General features: G+C 72.3%; 22 protein-coding genes. 12 read left to right on the forward strand and 10 right to left on the reverse strand.

The window, feature by feature from the left end; translation table 11 throughout:
* Positions 1-167 precede the first annotated feature (167 nt).
* Positions 168-965 (forward strand): CoA transferase subunit A, encoded by a 798-nt coding sequence (locus CRP29_RS10945; RefSeq protein ID WP_097195087.1) that lies wholly within the window; start codon positions 168-170, stop codon positions 963-965.
* Positions 965-1633: a CoA transferase subunit B gene (locus tag CRP29_RS10950; protein WP_097195088.1), complete on the forward strand. Its 669-nt coding sequence runs from the start codon at positions 965-967 to the stop codon at positions 1631-1633. The genes CRP29_RS10945 and CRP29_RS10950 overlap by 1 nt, the downstream gene beginning before the upstream one ends.
* An 8-nt stretch (positions 1634-1641) precedes the next feature.
* Here the strand turns inward: CRP29_RS10950 and pcaC are convergent, their stop codons facing one another.
* Genes pcaC through pcaH form a run of 5 tightly spaced genes read right to left on the reverse strand, consistent with a single transcriptional unit; the run spans position 1642 to position 5557 of the window.
* The gene (pcaC, locus tag CRP29_RS10955; protein ID WP_176522923.1) at positions 1642-2052 is read right to left on the reverse strand and encodes a 4-carboxymuconolactone decarboxylase; all 411 of its coding nucleotides are present in this window, start codon (positions 2050-2052) and stop codon (positions 1642-1644) included.
* Positions 2049-2828, reverse strand: coding sequence for a 3-oxoadipate enol-lactonase (pcaD, locus tag CRP29_RS10960; RefSeq protein WP_097195517.1), 780 nt, complete (start codon positions 2826-2828; stop codon positions 2049-2051). The genes pcaC and pcaD overlap by 4 nt, the downstream gene beginning before the upstream one ends.
* Positions 2828-4147 carry a 3-carboxy-cis,cis-muconate cycloisomerase gene (gene pcaB / locus CRP29_RS10965; protein WP_097195089.1) on the reverse strand — a complete coding sequence of 440 codons (1320 nt, stop codon included), beginning with the start codon at positions 4145-4147 and terminating at the stop codon, positions 2828-2830. Before pcaB ends, pcaD begins: the two co-directional genes overlap by 1 nt.
* A gap of 22 nt (positions 4148-4169) precedes the next feature.
* Positions 4170-4814: a protocatechuate 3,4-dioxygenase subunit alpha gene (gene pcaG / locus CRP29_RS10970; RefSeq protein WP_176522924.1), complete on the reverse strand. Its 645-nt coding sequence runs from the start codon at positions 4812-4814 to the stop codon at positions 4170-4172.
* Positions 4811-5557: a protocatechuate 3,4-dioxygenase subunit beta gene (gene pcaH, locus CRP29_RS10975; protein WP_097195090.1), complete on the reverse strand. Its 747-nt coding sequence runs from the start codon at positions 5555-5557 to the stop codon at positions 4811-4813. The genes pcaG and pcaH overlap by 4 nt, the downstream gene beginning before the upstream one ends.
* Positions 5558-5624: 67 nt before the next feature.
* On the opposite strand from pcaH, the gene CRP29_RS10980 reads away from it, so the two are divergent.
* Entirely contained in the window at positions 5625-6401 is a 777-nt protein-coding gene (locus tag CRP29_RS10980; RefSeq protein ID WP_097195091.1) for an IclR family transcriptional regulator, read from the forward strand.
* A gap of 609 nt (positions 6402-7010) precedes the next feature.
* Here the strand turns inward: CRP29_RS10980 and CRP29_RS10985 are convergent.
* The 5 genes from CRP29_RS10985 to CRP29_RS11005 all read right to left on the reverse strand — a co-directional run bounded on the left by CRP29_RS10985 (position 7011) and on the right by CRP29_RS11005 (position 10864).
* Positions 7011-7865 (reverse strand): GIY-YIG nuclease family protein, encoded by an 855-nt coding sequence (locus CRP29_RS10985; RefSeq protein WP_097195092.1) that lies wholly within the window; start codon positions 7863-7865, stop codon positions 7011-7013.
* 325 nt (positions 7866-8190) lie between these two features.
* Positions 8191-8670 (reverse strand): nitroreductase/quinone reductase family protein, encoded by a 480-nt coding sequence (locus CRP29_RS10990; protein WP_217991538.1) that lies wholly within the window; start codon positions 8668-8670, stop codon positions 8191-8193.
* Entirely contained in the window at positions 8667-9440 is a 774-nt protein-coding gene (locus CRP29_RS10995) for a hypothetical protein (protein ID WP_097195094.1), read from the reverse strand. Before CRP29_RS10995 ends, CRP29_RS10990 begins: the two co-directional genes overlap by 4 nt.
* Before the next feature lie 281 nt (positions 9441-9721).
* The gene (locus tag CRP29_RS11000; protein ID WP_097195095.1) at positions 9722-9955 is read right to left on the reverse strand and encodes a hypothetical protein; all 234 of its coding nucleotides are present in this window, start codon (positions 9953-9955) and stop codon (positions 9722-9724) included.
* 141 nt (positions 9956-10096) lie between these two features.
* Positions 10097-10864: a DUF998 domain-containing protein gene (locus CRP29_RS11005; RefSeq protein ID WP_176522925.1), complete on the reverse strand. Its 768-nt coding sequence runs from the start codon at positions 10862-10864 to the stop codon at positions 10097-10099.
* 449 nt (positions 10865-11313) lie between these two features.
* On the opposite strand from CRP29_RS11005, the gene heR reads away from it, so the two are divergent.
* The 9 genes from heR to CRP29_RS11050 all read left to right on the forward strand — a co-directional run bounded on the left by heR (position 11314) and on the right by CRP29_RS11050 (position 18316).
* Entirely contained in the window at positions 11314-12105 is a 792-nt protein-coding gene (heR, locus tag CRP29_RS11010; RefSeq protein WP_097195519.1) for a heliorhodopsin HeR, read from the forward strand.
* 99 nt (positions 12106-12204) lie between these two features.
* Complete coding sequence (locus CRP29_RS11015) at positions 12205-12966, forward strand: hypothetical protein (protein WP_097195097.1); 762 nt, start codon at positions 12205-12207, stop codon at positions 12964-12966.
* Between the two features lie 92 nt (positions 12967-13058).
* Positions 13059-13574 (forward strand): MarR family winged helix-turn-helix transcriptional regulator, encoded by a 516-nt coding sequence (locus CRP29_RS11020; RefSeq protein WP_097195098.1) that lies wholly within the window; start codon positions 13059-13061, stop codon positions 13572-13574.
* 166 nt (positions 13575-13740) lie between these two features.
* Positions 13741-14226, forward strand: a complete 486-nt coding sequence (locus CRP29_RS11025; RefSeq protein WP_245852739.1) for a DUF5313 family protein — start codon at positions 13741-13743, stop codon at positions 14224-14226.
* A 118-nt stretch (positions 14227-14344) separates the two neighbouring features.
* The gene (locus CRP29_RS11030; RefSeq protein WP_097195100.1) at positions 14345-15241 is read left to right on the forward strand and encodes a polysaccharide deacetylase family protein; all 897 of its coding nucleotides are present in this window, start codon (positions 14345-14347) and stop codon (positions 15239-15241) included.
* A gap of 57 nt (positions 15242-15298) precedes the next feature.
* Positions 15299-16201, forward strand: a complete 903-nt coding sequence (locus CRP29_RS11035; RefSeq protein WP_141437104.1) for a hypothetical protein — start codon at positions 15299-15301, stop codon at positions 16199-16201.
* Positions 16202-16312: 111 nt separating this feature from the next.
* Positions 16313-16891 (forward strand): HdeD family acid-resistance protein, encoded by a 579-nt coding sequence (locus CRP29_RS11040; RefSeq protein WP_097195102.1) that lies wholly within the window; start codon positions 16313-16315, stop codon positions 16889-16891.
* A gap of 190 nt (positions 16892-17081) precedes the next feature.
* A complete protein-coding gene (locus CRP29_RS11045; protein ID WP_217991539.1) occupies positions 17082-17663 on the forward strand; it encodes a hypothetical protein in 582 nt (193 codons plus the stop codon).
* Positions 17660-18316 (forward strand): helix-turn-helix transcriptional regulator, encoded by a 657-nt coding sequence (locus CRP29_RS11050; RefSeq protein ID WP_097195103.1) that lies wholly within the window; start codon positions 17660-17662, stop codon positions 18314-18316. The genes CRP29_RS11045 and CRP29_RS11050 overlap by 4 nt, the downstream gene beginning before the upstream one ends.
* Positions 18317-18321 lie beyond the last annotated feature (5 nt).

An 18321-nucleotide genomic window follows, 5' to 3' on the forward strand; every position in this document is an offset into this window, starting at 1 on the left:
CAGGAAGCTTTCCGTCCAGTGGAGTTCGGGCGTCAGAACTGGACCGATCGGCACTGATACTGACGCGCAGCCTCAACCGATCGGAGCAGTTGGTGTATCTCAAGCACACGGACAAGCTGCGGCGCGCCTGCCGGCAGGTCACCGCACGCGCCGGGAGGTTCTGAGCCGTGGACAAGGTCCGCGCCACGGCCCGCGATGCCGTGGCCGACGTCCCGGATGGCGCAACCGTGGCGGTCGGCGGGTTCGGCCTTTGCGGCGTCCCGGTCATCCTGATCGACGCCCTGCTCGAGCAGGGCGCCCGCGGGCTCACGACAATTTCCAACAACTGCGGGGTCGACGACCAGGCGCTGGGCGTACTGCTGTACGCGGGCCGGATCTCCCGCACGATCAGCTCCTTCGTCGGGGGCAACAAGGAGCTGGCACGGCTCTACCTCTCCGGGGAGCTGGACGTGGAATTGACTCCCCAAGGCACGCTGGCCGAGCGGCTGCGGGCCGGGGGCGCCGGCATCCCGGCCTTCTACACGCCGACCGGCGTGGGCACGATGGTCGCCGAGGGCGGCATCCCGGTCCGGTACGACGCCGAGGGCAACGTCGTCGAGACCAGCGCGCCTAAGGAGGTGCGGGTCTTCGACGGCCAGCAGTACGTGCTGGAGACCGCGCTCACCGCAGACTTCGGGCTGGTCCGGGCCGCGCAGGGTGACCGTCACGGCAATCTGGTGTTCCACGCATCGGCGCGGAACTTCAACCCGCTCGCCGGGATGGCCGGTCGGGTCACCATCGCCGAGATCGAGGAGCTGGTCGAGCCCGGCGAGCTCGCCCCCGAGCACGTCCACCTGCCCGGGGTGTTCGTCGACCGCGTCGTGGTGGTCGGCGCCGAGAACAAGAAGATCGAGAAGCGGACCACCCGTCCGCGCAACGACCGCACCGACACCCCGGCCGCCGCCGGCGAGGAGGCCACGCCCTGATGTCCCTCACCCGCGAGCAGCTCGCCGCCCGGGTCGCGCTCGAGCTCGAGGACGGCCAGTACGTCAACCTCGGGATCGGCATGCCGACCCTGGTGCCCAACTACGTGCCCGAGGGCGTCCACGTCGTGCTGCACTCCGAGAACGGCGTGCTCGGCGTCGGCCCCTACCCCTACGAGGGCGAGGAGGACGCCGACCTGATCAACGCAGGCAAGGAGACCGTCACGGTCCTGCCGGGCGCCAGCTACTTCGACTCGGCGGACTCCTTCGGCATGATCCGCGGCAAGCACCTCGACGTCGCGGTGCTCGGCGCCATGCAGGTCAACCCCCGGGGCGACCTCGCCAATTGGCTGATCCCGGGCAAGATGGTCAACGGCATGGGCGGGGCGATGGACCTCGTCCACGGGGCTCGGCGCGTGATCATCATGATGGAGCACGTCGCCCGCGACGGATCGGCCAAGATCGTGGAGGAGTGCACCCTGCCGCTGACCGGCAAGGCGTGCGTGGACCGGATCATCACCGACCTCGCCGTCATCGACGTCACGGACGACGGCCTCGTACTCCGCGAGACCGCGCCCAGCGTCAGCGCCGACGACGTCGTGGCTGCCACCGGCGCGCCCCTGATCGTGGCCGACGAGATGCGCGAGATGCCGCTGCCCAGCACCGTCTGACGGTCCGGTCAGGAGGAGGTCGAGCGGAGCTCCTCCAGGATCGGCGCCGCCACCTTGAAGGCGTGGTTCGCGGCCGGGACGCCGGCGTAGACGGCGGCGTGCTGGATGACCTCGCCTATCTCCTCGTCGCTCAGCCCGTTGTTCTTCGCCGCCCGCACGTGCAGCGCGAACTCCTCCCAGTGCCGCAACGCAATGGTGATCGACAGCGTCATCAGGCTGCGGTCGCGGCGGGCCAGCCCGGGCCGCTGCCAGAGGTCGCCCCAAGCGGTGCGCGTGATGAAGTCCTGGAAGTCGGCGGTGAACGGCGTCGTGGCAGCCACGGCACGGTCGACGTGGGCATCGCCCAGAACTTCGCGCCGCGTCCGCATGCCCGCCGCGCGCCGCTCGTCGTCGGTGGTCGGGCCGGTCGGATCGCTCACGGGGTGCCTCCTGCTGCGTCGAAGTGCCCCAGCAGGGCGCGGGTGACCTCGAACGTCCGCTCGAGGTTGGCGAGGTGCGCGGCCGGGGTGAGGGTCAGCAGGTCGGACCCTGCGATGCCGTCGGCGATGACCCGCTGGTGCTCGGGCGGCAGCGCCGGGTCCTCGAGCGCGGAGACGACGAGGGTGGGCGCGGTGATCCGGCCGAGGTCCTCGCGCAGGTCCAGACCGGCGATGGCCTCGCAGCAGGCGGCGTAGCCCTCGTCGTCGGCCCCGGAAACCATCGCCTCCAGGCCGGCCACCTGCCCCGGGTGGGCTGCCGCGTGGGCGGGAGTCAGCCAACGGCTCACCACGGTCGACGCCAGCGGCGCGGTACCGCCGGAGCGAACCGCGGCCGCCCGGTCCAGGAAACTTTGTGGATCTGCCTTCGCCGAGCTGCAGAGAACGGCGAGCCGGTGCACCCGGCCGGGCTCGCGCGCGGCCAGCCGGATTCCGGTCATGCCGCCCAGCGACAGCCCCGCGACGTGCGCCCGCTCCACGCCCAGGCGGTCGAGGAGCCCGACGACGTCGTCCACGAGGTCGTCGATCGAGTACGGCCCGCCGGGCGCCGGGGACTGCCCGTGCCCGCGGGTGTCGTACGTGATCACGCGGAACCGCTCGGCCAAGTCCGGCACCTGGGGTTCCCACATCGCGCGGGTCGCGCCGAGGGAATTGGAGAGGACGACGACCGGCGCGCCGGCCGGCCCGTCCTCGGTGTACGAGACGTCCACTGCGGGCATCACGGCCTCCCTGTCCTGCGGTCGTACTGCGCGAGCACGGCGTCGACCTGGCCCGCCGCCTCGCCGACGTCCGGTCCGCGGCCGAGCAGTCCCGTCGGGTCGACGTCGCCCCTCTCCGCGATCACGTCGGCCAGCGGACGGCCCGAGCGCTGCGCCTCGCGCACGGAGCCGGCAGCCGCGTCGTGCGCCGCACCGCGACCCAGGGACGGCGTGAGCGCCTCGGCCAGCGCGGCGGCCAGCTCCGGATCGCGGGCGGCCGCCGCGTTCGCGGCCATCCGCGCCACGTCGGGTCGCAGCTCGGCCAGGCACTCGGCCAACCACGCGGCCGCCGACCCGACGGTGGCCAGCAGAGCGCCGAGAGTCGGCCACTCGCTGTGCCACGCACCGGCCGAGCGCTCATGCTCCTGCTCCATGGCACCGAGCAGGGTGGCGACGAGGCCGGGGGCCCGTCGCGCGCAGGCCCGGGCCGAGATGGCGGCGACGGGGTTGTGCTTGTGCGGCATGGCCGACGACCCGCCGCGGGCACCGCCCTCGCTGACCTCCCCCACCTCGGTCTGCGCCATGAGGACGACGTCGACGGCGACCGTGGCCAGGACACCGGCCGCCGTGCCCAGCGCCCCGGCCAGGTCCGCGATCGGCAGCCGCACGGTGTGCCACGCGACCGCGGTCGTGGTCAGCCCGAGCTCTGCCGCCAGGGCCGCACGCAGGTCCACGCCGTGGCCCTCGCTGGCGGCCAGGGTGCCCACGGCTCCCCCGTACTGGACCGGGAGGGCGGCGTCGACGGCGACCAGCCGCGCCCGCGCGCCCTCGAGGCCGGCCAGCCAGCCAGCGGCCTTGAGCCCGAGCGTCGTGGGCAGCGCCTGCTGCATCAGGGTGCGGCCCATGACGACGTCGTCCCTGTGGGCACGCGCCAGGGCCGCCGCGGCCTCCGCGGCGACGGCGAGGTCGCGCTCGATCGCCGACATGGCGCGGCGGGCGACGAGGACGAGAGCGGTGTCCAGCACGTCCTGGCTGGTCGCCCCCACGTGCACGGCCCGCGCGGCCTCCGCGCCGACGGCGTCCTGCAGCACCCGCACCAGCGGCGGCACCGGGTTGCCGGCGTCCGCCGCGCGCGCAACCACCCGTGCCAGGTCCAGCCCGGCCGGCTCCGCGCACGCCGCGGAGACCGCCTCGGCGGCTCCGGCCGGGACCAGCCCGGAGCGCGCGGCGGCCCGGGCGAGGGCCGCCTCGACGTCGAGCAGCGCGTCGAGCCAGGCGGGGTCGGAGACAGCGGCGGCCGCACCCCCGCGCGCGAAGGTGCCGTCGAAGAGTCCGCTCACGGGATCTTCCTACCGGAAGGACTCATACGGCGAAGAACACCGTCTCGCGCTCGCCCTGGAGGTGCACGTCGAGCCGGTAGCCGTCCTCGGTCCGGTCGGCGACCAGCGTGCTCCGCCGGTCCTCGGGCAGCTCGCGCAGGACGACGTCCTCGGCGTTGGCGTCCGCCTCGTCGGCGAAGTAGATGCGGGTGACGACGCGGTCGAGGAGGCCGCGCGCGAAAACCGAGACATCGATGTGCGGCGCCTGCAGACCGCCATGCCCGTCGGGCACCCGCCCCGGCTTGAGCGTGAAGACGCCGAACTCACCGGTGCTCGTCTGGGCGCGGGCGTAGCCGCGGAAGCCCGGGTAGGACGCCACACCGCGCGGGTCCTCGGGCGAGGCGAAGCCGCCGTCCGGGTCCGCCTGCCAGGTCTCCACCATCGCGTCGGGGACCACGTCGCCGGCACCGTCCAGCACCCGGCCGCGGATCCACACGCCGTCCCGGGTGCCCTCATCAGCGGCCCAGATGCCGTCGGGCCAGCTCAGCCCGATGGCCAGGTACGGACCCACCGTGGCGCTCGGCGTGGTGCCCAGCCGGAACGGGGCGGTCAGGAAGCCGGAGCCGCGCTGCCCGGAACGGGGCTCGTGCGGGACAGCGGGGTCCGGGGGGACGTCCAGCGGGTTCACGCGACATCTCCGTCGTCGTCGGTCTCGAGCGGGGTCTGGTCGGTGCCGCGCAGCACGATGTCCCACTCGAAGGCCAGGGCCCAGTTGTCCTGCGTCCGCTCGAGGGAGTACCGACTGACGGCCCGGTGCCGCGCCGCGGCGGGAATGGCGTTGTAGATCGGGTCCTGCTCGAACAACGGGTCGCCGGGGAAGTACATCTGCGTGACCAGGCGCTGGGTGAACGCCCGGCCGAACAGGCTGAAGTGGATGTGCGCCGGCCGCCATGCGTTGTGATGGTTGCCCCACGGATAAGCACCCGGCTTGATGGTCAGGAACTCGTACCGGCCGAGGCTGTCGGTGACCACGCGGCCCAGTCCGTCGAAGTGCGGGTCCAGCGGTGCCGGCCAGTTGTCGACCACGTGCCGGTAGCGACCGGCCGCGTTGGCCTGCCACACCTCGACGAGCGCATCGGGCACCGGACGACCGTCGCTGTCGAGCACCCGCCCATGAACCAGGATCCGCTGACCGATGGCCTCGCCGTCGTTGCGCCAGGTCAGGTCGGCGTCCCGGGCGAGTACACGGTCCTCGCCGAGCACCGGACCGGTCACCTCGGTCAGCCGATGCGGGAGGTCGACCGGAGTGCGCAACGGGGCGCGGAGGGCCGTGCTCCGGTAATCGGGAAAGCCGATGGGCGTGCGCAGCGAGTCGTCCTCGCGCAGGTAGCGCGGCAGGTGCAGCCGACTACCGGATGTGCTCCCGGTCATGCCGGGACGGTACGGCCGACGGTTAGGCTGCCCAAGCCCGCACTTCCACTGGGCGGGAGGAGAACCTATGGCCGGCCGCAGCAACGCCCCCGGTCGATCGGTGACCTCGCGCGCCCTGGGGCTCCTGGACGCGTTCGGCGGCCGCACGCCTCGGCTGACCCTCTCCGAGATCGCCGAACGCTCCGGCACCCCGCTCGCCACGGCCCACCGGCTGCTCGGCGAGCTGACCGAGTGGGGCGCGCTCATCCGGCGCCCCGACGGCCGCTACGAGATCGGCCGCAAGCTGTGGGACCTCGGACTTCTCGCGCCGGTTCAGATGGAGCTGCGTCAGGTGGCCGCGCCCTTCATGCACGACCTGCACACCACGATCCGGGACACCGTGCACCTCGCCGTCCGCGAGGACCTGCAGGCCCTCTACGTCGAACGGATCTCCGGCCGCGTGTCGGTGCCCATCATCAGCCAGGTCGGCAGCCGACTGCCGCTGCACGCGACCGGCGTGGGCAAGGTGCTCCTGGCCGCTGCCCCGCTCGACGTGGTGGAACAGGCGCTGGGCTTGCTCACCCGCCAGACGAGGCACACGCTGGTCGAGCCCGGCCGGATGCGCCGGGAACTGGCCGAGGTGAGGCGTCGCCATTACGCACGGACGTCGGAGGAGATGTCCGCGGGCGCGGCGTCCCTTGCGGTGCCGGTGCGCCTGGAGGGCCGCAGCGGACCCGTCGTCGTCGCAGCACTGGGCATCGTGGTCCCCCCGCACCGGCGGGACATCCCCCGCCTCGTACCGGTGCTCCAGGTCGCCGCCCGAGGCATCGGGCGACAATTGGCCCGCGCTCACAACTTGGACTGACTACGAGCCTGGCTGAGCCTGTCTACCGGTGATGAGCTGACGACGGTTGGGGCGGGTGAGTGGCGTCACCAACGTCCGTGGTCAGGACGCCTAGTAGACGACACCTCTGCTGGTAGCCGGTAGCCAGGCGTGGCGCAATGGCCCAGCTGATCGCAACCAGGACGGTCAGCGGCACCACCGACAACTCGCCGCCCAGCCGACAACGCGTCGTATGCGCGGGGTGGCATACCCGGGACCGCCGAGCTGGCCGATCGGCCAGAAGTCGGGTCCGTGAGGATCGCCTCGTGATACTCCGCGTGATACTGCCGTCGGCGCATTTGAGGGCATCTGGATGCAATTCTAGGTCATCTCGGTGTCCACAAAGAGGGACAAAAGCGCTGGTCGAGGCATCATGACGCACCTAGATGCTTACCTGCGGACGGAAGTTCAAGTCCCCCCTCGGACACAGAGTTGGACCCCCACGGCCTCCCTGGCCGGTGGGGGTTCTTCCATCTCTGGTCCCGGCATGCCCGCCGGATGTCTGCACGATTGCGTCAGCCATCTGCATCGGTGTCGCAGTCCCGGCCGAACCGCCACCGCTCCGTGCGGCAGCGTCCGCGGTGCCGCCTGCTAGTTCCGGTTGAGGCCGTACTGCCGGGTGAGGAACGCCCGCTTGTAGTGAGCCTCGGCCGCGTCGACCTCAGCGGTGGTCGCGGTCGGGCCGAACACCCGCAGGATGCTGAAGAGGAAGTGCCGACGGTGGGTCACGTCGACCTCTGCCAGTTCGCGGAGCGCGACGTTGCCGCCGTGGCCGTCGCGGGCGTACGCGCTCCACCGACCCAGAAGGCGCTCCGTGCCGTCCGCCTTCCCGACGTACAGCTCGCCGCTGCTGGTGTCCGCGACGAGGTAGACGCCCTGGACGGCGGCGAGCGCTGTCCTCCACTCCGCGTATCGCGAGTCCTCGACGACGGCCACCAGCTCGTCGTGGGTGATGAGGACGTTGTCGAAGCCCGGGAACGGCACGCGGGCGGGGTCGGCGATCTCGACCACCGGCATCTGCGCGGCCTTCCCTCCCGCCTTGGCCCAGTTGATCGTGTCGTTCGACCACTCGATGACGAGCCGGTTCCGGAGCGACACGAGAACGTCGGATGGGTGGAGATCGAAGTACCGCTTGACCTCGGTCCGCTCGGCGAGCACTTCACCCCTGTTCTCGTAGGCCACGAGGAACCGGGACCGCCGCTTGCCGTCCGCCACGAAGTTGAGCCACACGGCAGGTGGATCCCTCGGGATCTTGCTCTGCCGGACCGACTGGATTCGGGTGTAGGTGAGGACGTTCTCCACCGTGGCGTCCTGCGGGCCGGTGAGGCCGTCTGCGCTGTAGGTGTGCCGGACGAGGAGCACGTCCTCCGTCGCGACGCCCGCCACGCTCAGCAGGTCCGCGAGGCTCAGGTCACCGCGCAACGAGGACGCCTCGGTTGGCTGCATGATCGAAACCTACGGGTCGCGCCGTGTCTCGCCCCGGTGTGGTGGAGGCTCGGAGCGGACGCGAGTCGCCGCGGGGTCGTGCCGGCAGAAGGTGTCCGCGCGAACGCCTCAGCGAGGGCGTGGTCAGACGAATCGCCGGTCGAGCCGACCGGCCGCTCCGGTCCTCCAGGCTCCGCCCGAGCGAGCGCAGCACCCTCGACGCGGGGGTGGCCGGTTCGGCGGCTCTGGCCGGCCGAGACCGAGGCGTGTGCGGGCCGGGGCCGCCCCGTCGCGGCGCGCGTTCATCACCGCTCGGCGTTCGACCGGACAGCCGGCGATCACCGGTTCACGTCACCTGTCCGTCCCGGGGGGCGAGGACGACGACGGGGATCTCGGTCGAGCGTCGTGCCGCGAAGACGTCGTGGCTCGGATCGACCGCGACCCAGCGCTGCCACAGCCGGTCGCGCTCCTCCCCCGTCGCCCGCCGGGCGCGCACCGGGCGCGGCGCCTGGTGGGCCAGGCGGACGACGGCGTCCGGGTGCTCCTCGAGGTTGAGCCACCAGGACGGATACCCCTCCTCGAACCCGTTCATCGCCAGGGTGACGAGATCGGTGCCGTCCTCCAGGTAGCCGACGATCACGCTGCGCTGCCGGCCGGACCTCCGCCCGGTGATCGTCAGGCGCAGTGCCCCCCAGCCCCGCTTGCCGGCCGGCGTCCACAGGAACCGGCCTCCGCTGAGCCGGTAGAGGAGGCGGTGCACCCGCCAGGCCGTGTGCACGAACCACGGTGGCGGCATCCTCGGGGGCCGGACTGCAGCATCGCTCACCGCGGCACCTCCGGGATGGGCGGGCCCGGGTGGCTGCTGCGATCCCCGCGGGGGGTGCCGTGCACGACTTCGTCGACCCTCTCCCGGAAGACCCGCCAGCGACGCTCGTTGTCATGGACCAACCCGGCCGACTCACAACACAGGTCCGCCGCGCGGGAGATCACCTCGGCCGCCGAGTACAGCCGCCGGGGGGCGACACGGCCGGCGCCCAGGTCGGCGCGCACCGCCGCGGGGGTGAGGTCGATGCGCTCGAGCATCTCCGCGGCACGCGCCAGGAGCTCCGCCGTCAGGGCCTGCATGTGTGCCGAGAGCCAGTCGTTGCCGATGATCCGGTGCCGTTCGCCCATGACGGCGGCGAGTTCCTCGATGTCGAGCAAGGCGGCGGCCATGTTCCAGGACGCCTTCATCGCCTGGTCCAGCCAGGCTCCGATCCGCGCGAACCCGTCGGCGTCGGCACGTAGTTCGTCGATCATCGCGGTGATCTCCGCCGGGCGCCCCTCGCCCTCCAGGAACAGCACCCCGTCGAGCGCGATGGCAGCCTCGCTGTTGAGGTCCTCCGCCCCCTCGTACGGGCTCGATGCAGGCCGCGTCACAGGTTGAGCGTTGGCCCACCGGTCGGCCAACGCCTGCAGGGTCCGGGCGTGCCGCTGCAGCCTGACCGCGGTCTCCAGCGGAGCGGTCGAATAGAAGCGCTCATGCTCCTTGTGGAACCGGGACAGGTTCAGGACGGCGTCCAGCAGCGGGGCCGAGCCGGCCTCTTCGGTGGTCATGACAGCTCCGGAGCCAGTGACCGATCCACCCGACGCGGATCGACGTCATCGGCTCACCCTGGCCCGCGCGCGCAGTGCCGGTCAGGGACGAATGTCCTCGGCCTCGGGCCGCCGGTCCCTCACCCGCCACGCCGGCACCCGGACCGACGATCGCGAGGCCCGCAGCGTGTGCGCAGGAAGCGTGGCGCCCCCTCGGACACCGAGTAGACCCCCACGGCTTTCGGGCCGGCGGGGGTGCTCCTGCTGGGGGGCGGCCGGCGGGGCCCCGACCCCACCAGCAGTCAGGGACGGACGGCCCTGACCGCGGTGAGCAGGCGCTGGAGGAGGACCAGCACCCGCTCCGTGCGGCTGTCGTGTGCGGGCAGCAATCCGAGCTGCCGCGCGACGGTGCCGGTGTCGTAGCTCGCCTGGTAGCGGCAGACCCGGTCGCCGCGGAAGACGTACATGTCCACGCCCTCGACGTCGATCCGACGGCCGGTGGCGGCCGTAGGCCGCCGGCGGGTTCGAAGGGCCACGATGGGTGCCGGTCATCCTCCACGGTGCGAGCAGCACCGGCTTGCACGCGGCGCAGAGTGACCGGCACACGGCTACCGCTCGAAGGAGTGGTCGCGGGAGTAGTCGCGGCGATCAGCCGGACGTAGCGGCCGGTGGGCGCCTCAGGCCTCCTGCGCGACGCCGACGCCTCGGCGGTGACCACCTCCGACGCCTCCGACGGGTCCCGCGCCGGCCGCGGTGAGGGGGCGATGCATCAGCACCCCGGCCAGCACGACCGTCCAGGCGTGCATGGTGTAGGCGTTGACTCTCTCCAGGGCGCCGAGCCAGGGCGTCGGCCGGTTCTCCGCGAGGGCGCTCATCAGGGGCGCCATGAGCCCGCCGGATCCCACGATGACCGCCAGGGATGCGGTGGCGTACCGCCGGAACCAGCCCGGGCGGGCGACCGCGGAGGCCGCCACCGCACCACAAGTGAGCGGAACGAAAGCCAACGTCAGGATCTGGTGCATCGTGTCGTTGAACCCGGGCTCCATCCCGCGGGTGCTCATCGGGAAGAAGGGATGGAGCGGCGCCGTGACCACGCCTGCGGCGAGCGAGAGGCCCGCCGTCCACCGGAGTGACCGACTCCCACCGGCCGACTGCCACACCCCCACGCCGAACGCACTCTCCAGCAGTCCGTGGATGGCGATCCACCTCACCGCCCCCGACCGCACGGGAGACCCGTAGGCCGACAGCTCGCTGATCGCCTGGTCCCGGAAGCTGTAGCCCTCGTACGACCGCCCCGAATGCAGGTCGCCGGCGGCGTACACCGCCACCGACGCCATCCCGGCGCGGAGCAGCCACGTCCGGCGCGTCCTCCCCCGCTGCACAGTCATGAGGGCCCGTCGGACGGCCTCCGTGGCCACCGGGCGATGGTGGATCACGGTGCGCATGCGCCCCAACCTCGACGACGAGCGCGGCGTCCTCCAGAGCATTCCGCCCTGGTCGTCCGAGGCTGTCGTACCCACCGCACACGTGGGAGGGGGCGGGCGCCTGCTATTCCTGCACGGCCCCGAGGCTTCCTGGAGACCATGGACGTAGCGCTCCCCTCGGTCCCGGGCACGCTGCGACGTCCTCGGCTGCAGCTACAGGACGTGGCGCACGTCGACGCCGACGGGTGGCCCCGAGCGGCTCACGGGCGAGCTCGTCAGCCAGGGCGACGGACGGCGCCATGACGTCGAGACCCTCCACCTGGCCCGGCGGGCGCTCGCGCCCTTCCTGACGACGAACTGACCCCGACCTGCCCGAACCTGCACGCGCTAACGTCCGGGCGTGTGAACGCCGGCGGCGAGGCACCGTGGTGGCACGGCGCGGCCGCCACGTGCCCATCCAGGAGGTCGCCGTGACCAGGCACACCCGTTCCGGGCCCGCACCGGTCGCGACGGGGGTGGACGACGGGCGCCTTGCCGGCCTCCGGCGCTGGAACCTGGCGCTGACGGTGCTGCATGTGGCCCAGGCCGTAGCGGTCCTGCTGCTGGCCAGCGGCTTCGCGATCCCCGTGACGTCGTCGTTCCCGGCCGGTCCGCCCGGGACTGCGGTACCGGCGCCGGAAGCCCTGGTCGACGTCGGCGTGGGGGCCGCGATCGCGGTCTTCCTCGGGCTTGCCGCGCTGGACCACCTGCTGACCGCCACGGTGCTGCGCCGGCGTTACGAGGAGGACCTGCGCCGCGGCATCAACCGGTTCCGCTGGCTGGAGTACTCGGTCAGCTCGACGATCATGGTGCTGCTGATCTGCGCCTACACCGGCATCACCGGGCTGAGCGCGCTGATCGGCATCGCCGGTGCCAACGTCGCGATGATCCTCTTCGGTTGGCTGCAGGAGCTGATGAACCCGCCCGGCCGCACCCGGACGACCATGCAGCCGTTCTGGTTCGGCTGCGTTGCCGGGGCGGCGCCCTGGGTGGCGGTCACCGCCAACATCGTCGGGGCCGAGCAGATCCCCGGCTTCGTCTACGGGATCTTCGGATCGCTCTTCGTGTTCTTCGCGAGCTTTGCGCTCAACCAGTGGCTGCAGTACCGGGAGATCGGCCCGTGGCGCAGTTACGCCTACGGCGAGAAGGCCTACCTGGTGCTGAGCCTGGTCGCCAAGAGCGCCCTCGCCTGGCAGATCTTCGCCGGCTCGCTGGCCGGCTGATCCGCCTCCGCGTCGTGCGGGTGCGGCAGGGACCCGCGCCTTCGGCCCGCGGGTCGGTCGGCTCTGTCGCTCCCGCGGCCGCGCGGCTTGCCTGGAGGCATGACCACGAACGAGGACCAGTTCCCCCAGGCCGGCAGGTCCCCACGTCCGATCGCCCTGCGCATCGACGAGGTGATGCCGCGTTTCGATGTCAACGTCGTGCAGCACATCGTCGTCAACGCTGATCCCCGGGAGACCTATCAGGCTGTGCTGGATGCCGACCTGATGGACAACCAGCTGACCCGCCTGATGGTCACCGCGCGAGACCTGCCGAACCGCCTGCGCCCGAGGACGTCGGACACGGAGACACGTCGGTCGAACGCCCGGTCGAGCCGGCGCCCGACGTTCCGGATGCGGGACGCGGCCGGGGAGGAGTCCGGCTGGGTGGGCCTTCGTGACGAGCCGGGCGTGGAGATGCTCGCGGGCCTCGTCGGGCAGTTCTGGCGCCGGGACTTCGGCATCGTGAAGGTCGCGCCCGGGGAGTTCGCCTCGTTCGACCGCCCCGGCTACGCCAAGACCGTGGCCGGGTTCGCGTTGCACCCGCACGGCGAGGGCCGGACGCTGCTGACCTACGAGAGCCGCACGGTCTGCACCGACGCCGCGGCACGCCGGCGGTTCGCCGCCTACTGGTTGGTCCTCCGCCCCTTCGTACGACAGATGCTGCGTGGCGCGCTGGTCTCCATGAAGCGCCACGCCGAGCACGGCGCGACGTCCCGGCCGACGACGAGTTTCTCCCCGCTGCAGCCGACCGCTTCCGGTCCCCGTGCCGACTCGGGTCCGGCGGGCGACCGTGAATCGTCGCGACGGCAGGTGGACGGCTGACGACCCGGCCCGCCCTCGCGCACGGCGCACGCCTCCGTCCCCCGAAACGGTTGGCGGTCCAACTCTTGGGCCACAGGTTCTAGCCTGGGTCGGTGACGACCACGAAGACGACGGCCGAGCCCGGCCTCGCGTCCGACGACGTGCTGGCCCTGGATCGACAGGTGTGCTTCGCGCTGTCGGTGGCTGCCCGCAACGTGGTCGCGATCTACCGACCGGTGCTCGAGCCGCTCGGGCTCACCCATCCGCAGTACCTCGTGATGCTGGCGCTGTGGCAGCACGGGCAGCTGTCGGTCAAGGAGCTGTCGGGTCTGCTGCAGCTGGATCCGGGCACGCTCTCGCCACTGCTGAAGCGGCTGGAGGCGGCCGGACTGCTGCGCCGGGAGCGGGATCCGAGGGATCAGCGGAACCTGGCGTTGACACTGACCGACCAGGGCATTGCGCTGCGCGCGGAGGCGGAGAGGATCCCCGCCGGGATCGTGGAGCGGCTGGGCCTGCCGATCGACCAGTTGATCAGCCTGCACGAGACGCTCACCCAGGTGATCGGCGCCTCCCAGCGGGCGCTCAGGAGTCCGGCGCAGGACGCGATCCCGGAGGCGACGGTCGCCTGAGTGCCGCGTCGGGCGGCGCAGCGGGCCGGCCGACGGCGGTCGCGTCCCCACCGTCGCCCGGGACGACATCGCCGAGGACCACTCCGGAGCACGCGGTCCGATGTGACCTCGCCATCAGTTTGTGCCCCAACCTTTTGTGCCCACCGTCCTCGGGGAGGATGAGTCCGTGAGCATCAGCGACCACGAGCGAGTCGGCAGGGCACTCCCGGAAGAGCGCGTGACTCCCGCCGACCCGATCGTCCGCCCGGCCCCGCACTGGTGGCTCTGGTACGCCCTGGGTGGCCGGCTGCCACGACGACACCGGAGCTGGGTGCTCTTCGACACCACGACCGGCACCTGGTGGTTGCGCCACATCGCCCGAGCGATGGTGCATCTGGCGGTCCCGATCGCGCTGATCATGATCTTCGTGCCCGCCGGATGGGGTCTGCGCGTCGGCATGTGCCTCCTGGGGATCTTCCTCGCGCTGATCTACTCGGTCGCCTACATCGCCGAGTCCGCCGAGACCCGCGTCAAGAAGGCCGGCTACCCCGTGGGTACCGCCCTGGCCCACCGTGACCGTGCCGGTCTCGTGCGTCAGCAGCAGGAGAGCGAGCGCAAGCGCGCTGCCGCGGCCAAGCGCGCCGCCCGCTACCAGAAGCGCACCGACCGCTGATCCGGCTCCCTTCGGGCGGAACGGCGGTCCCGGCGCGACCGCGCGGTGCCGTTGGTCCCGTCGTGGGAAGCCGTGCGCCACTTGCCCGCCCTCCCCCGGCGCGGCTGGACTGACCGCCATGAGGCTTTCGGGGAGACGGGGGTGGTGGGCGATCGCCGCCGCGGTCCTCATCGCGGTGGTGACGGCGGTGGGCGTGCTCGTGGCCACCGGCGGCGAGGACGACACTCCTCCCCAGGCCCGCGGGACGACGTCCCCCGTCCCCTCGACGAGCGCAGCGCCGACGAGCGCCGGGGCGACGACCACCAGCCCGGAGACGACCACGCAGGAGCCCGGCACGCCGGCACCGACGGCCCCGACGACGGCCGCACCGGTCGCGGTGCCGCCGGCACTGCGGGGCCAGGACCTCACGGTGCTGCCGACCTCCCAGCGGGTGGTCGCGCTGACCTTCGACGCCGGTGCGAACGCCGCGGCGCTGCCCAGCATCCTGGCCACACTGGCCCGCGAGGGGGTCCGCGCCACGTTCTTCCTCACCGGCCGCTGGGCTGCGGCCAACCCCGCGGGCGTGACCGCCATCGGCGCCGGCGGGCACCGCATCGGCAACCACTCGATGACCCACCCGGCGTTCACCGGGCTGTCCGACGCCGCCGTCAGCGAGGAGGTGCTCGCCGGGCAGCAGGCGATCCTGGCCGCCGGCGCGGACCCGCGTCCGCTGTTCCGGTTCCCGTCCGGTGATCGTGACGCGCGCACCATCGCCGCGGTGAACGCCGACGGCTACGTCGCGGTCCGCTGGACGGTGGACACGCTGGGCTGGCAGGGCATCAGTGGCGGCCGCAGCGCCCAGGAGGTCACGGACCGCGCCCTGGCGGGGCTGCGCCCCGGGGAGATCGTGCTGATGCACATCGGCAGCAACCCCGACGACGGCTCGACGCTCGACGCGGATGCCCTCCCGGACATGATCGCCCGGATGCGAGCCGCCGGGTACGGCTTCGTCACCCTCGACGCCTTGTTCGGATGACCACCTCGGCGTGCACGTACCGGTCGGCGTCTCGCCATGGCCGCAAGGGAGGTCAGGATGACTGACGGGCTCGTACTGGCTCGGGAACGTGCCGACGCACTCGCCCTCGAGCTCCATCGGCTCGATGGCGCGTTGACGACGGAGGAGCGGGCACAGGTGAGCCGGCGGCTGGCTCACGTGGGCGAGCAGTGCCTGGCGCCGCGGACGACGGACTCGACCTCTCTGCGTCACCGTCTCCGCACCTGGTGGCGGGGGGACGAGCTCCTGCACTCGGCGTGGTACCAGCTGCACGAGATCGAGCTGGACCTCCGCACCAAGGACCCTGACGTGGCGGAGATCGTCCTCGACGCGCGGGGTCATGTCGCCAAGGAACTGCCCAAGGCGGCGTGGAAGCAGTTCGAGGAGCGGCTGCGCGCGGCAGGACTCGACCAGGAGGCGCGTCGCGTCCTGGCCCTGGATGCCATTCGACGGTCGCACCGGGCAGCCGAGGCGCGGCACGACGGGGAACGTCAGCGGCGGCGCGGGATCTACTCCATCTCGGCGGCGCTGCTGTTCATGGCACTGCTCGTCGCGCTGCTCCAGGCGTTCAGCTCCGAGCCCTTCATCCAGCCGCCGGCCGACGGCATGGGCATCTCGCCCCGTTTCCTGCTCGTGCTGGTCATGATCTTCGGAGCCCTCGGCGGCCTGGTCAGCGGCCTGGTCTCCCTCTACATCAGGCAGACCGATTTCTCCGACGCCATCTGGTTCGATCCCCGACCGATGCTCGTCGCGGCGAAGTTCGTGATGGGCATCTGGACGGCGGTCATCGGCATCGTCGCCGTCGGGAGCGGGTTGCTGGTCGGTGCCTACACGTCGGTGGCGTCCGCGCTGCTCCTCGCCTTCATCTTCGGCTACGGGCAGCAGGCGGTCACCGGCTTCCTGGATCGGAAGGTCGCCGAGGTGTCGGAGGACGCCGGCTGAACCGGCTCACTGCGACGACTCGTCCGCGCCATCTCATCCCCGGCGGATGAGCCGGCCGGTCCCCTGCCTCGACAGGCTTCGCCGAAACCGGAACCGGCGGAAGGAGTGGCCATGACCATGACCCTGGAGCGACGGCGCACGGGTGTCGACATCGCAGTGGGTGTCCTCCTCCTCATCGCGGGGGTGATCCTGCTCGGGAACGTGGTCTTCGCGACCGTCGTCTCCGTGCTGCTCCTCGGCTGGACGGCGCTGATCTCGGGGATCGCGCTGGTCGTCGGGACACTCCTCCGGCTCCGCTCCGGCGCGTCGTGGACTGTGGCCCTGGGCGGGGTGGTCCTCGCGGTCCTGGGCCTGTTCATCCTCCGGAACTCCGCGATCGGCGCGCTGACCCTGACGCTGATCGCCGGATCGATGTTCCTGACCACCGGGCTCGTCCGCATGTTCGGTGCGTCGGTCGTGCCGGAGGCGCGGGCACTGCTGCTCGTCAGCGGACTGGTGTCGGCGGGGCTGGGCGTGTGGGTGCTGCTCAACCTGACCACCGCCACGCTCACCCTCCTGGGCACGCTCCTGGCTCTGCAGACGCTCATCGAGGGCGTGACCCTGATCGCCGTGGGCCGCGTGCGGCCGAGCTCCCACCAGCCGGGCCTGCCGACCGTCGCGCCCGTCGTCGGCGACCGCTCGACCGTGTGACCCCGGCGGCAGCATGAGGACCGGCGCGCCGTCGGCTGTTGCCGATGGTCTCCTGGCCCGTGGCAGTGCCCTGGCCGAGCAGGCATGGAGGGCCGGGGAGCCGCTCCGGAGCGCCGCAGGTTCCCTGCTCGCCGCTCTCGGGGACACGGGCACACGCAGCGGATCCGCGCTGGCTGGGCAGGGCCGGGCGGTGGTGTCGACGCTCGACGGATGGCTGGAGACCGCCCTCCGAGCGCTCGTCCCGAGAGTGGTCGACGCGCTCGTCGCTTCGGTCGATCTGACCGACCTGGTCCGCCGGCACGTGGACCTCGACGCCCTGGCCGGTCACCTGGACGTCGAGGCGCTCGTCCGCCGCGTGGATCTGGACGCCCTCGCCGCCGAACTCGACGTCGCCGCCGTCGTCGCCCGGGTGGATCCCGCCCCCGTGGTCGCGCGGATCGACCTCGACGAGGTGGTGGCCCGCGTCGACCTGGACGCCGTCGCGGCTCGCCTGGACCTCGAGCGGCTGCTGGCCCGAGTCGACCCGGACACCGTCGTCGCCCGGGTCGACCTCGATGCCGTGATCGCCCGGATCGATCTCGTGGCCCTCGCCCGCGAGGTCATCGATGCCGTCGACCTCCCCGAGATCGTCCGCTCCTCCACCGGAACGATGGCCACGGACGCGGTGCGGTCGGTGCGATCGGAGACCATGCGGGCCGACGACGCGGTCGCCGGCTTCGTCGACCGGCTGCTGCGCCGCCCGCCCGGACGCGGCGCGCCGGTCCTGCCATGAACCGGGTACCGGCCGCCTCCCCCACCGCGACCGCGGGGGTCGTCACTCGGCTGCTCGCGGCGGCGGTCGACCTGGCGGTCGTGCTCGTCGCCCTGGGAGGGCTCGTCCTCGTCGCCGCAGGCGCCCGCTTCCTGTGGTCGCCGGCGTCCTTCCGCTGGCCCGGCGAACTGGCGGACGGCTCCGGCAGCCGGATCGAGGCGTCGCTGCTCGCTGCCCGCATGCACCTGGTCAACGGCGCCCGGCCGCTCGCGCGCGACGCGCTGGCCCGCGCACTGTCGCTCGCCGAGCCGGAGCGCCGTCGTCGGCCGTTCCTGCGTCCCGGACCTTCGGGCAGGAGCCTGCTGGCCGCCTTTCCGGACCTGGTGGGGGCGCACGCCTGGCTCGGCCTGGCTCCCCCGGCGGCTGGGCGCGCTTCGGGACCGAGGGACGCACCGGTGGCCGGGACGTCGGAGATGCCGATCGAACCCTTGACCAATCGGGAGACGACCGTGCTCGTCCGGATGGCGCAGGCCATGTCGGCCGAGGACATCGCCAACGACCTGTTCCTGTCGGTCAACACCGTCAAGACCCACCAGCGCGGCATCTACCGGAAGCTCGCCGTCTCCCGGCGCAACGACGCCGTGCGGAAGGCCAGGGAACTCGGGCTCGTCTGAGCACC

The organism is Blastococcus aggregatus (assembly GCF_900221005.1).
In the GTDB taxonomy this organism is placed as follows: Bacteria; Actinomycetota; Actinomycetes; order Mycobacteriales; family Geodermatophilaceae; genus Blastococcus; species Blastococcus aggregatus.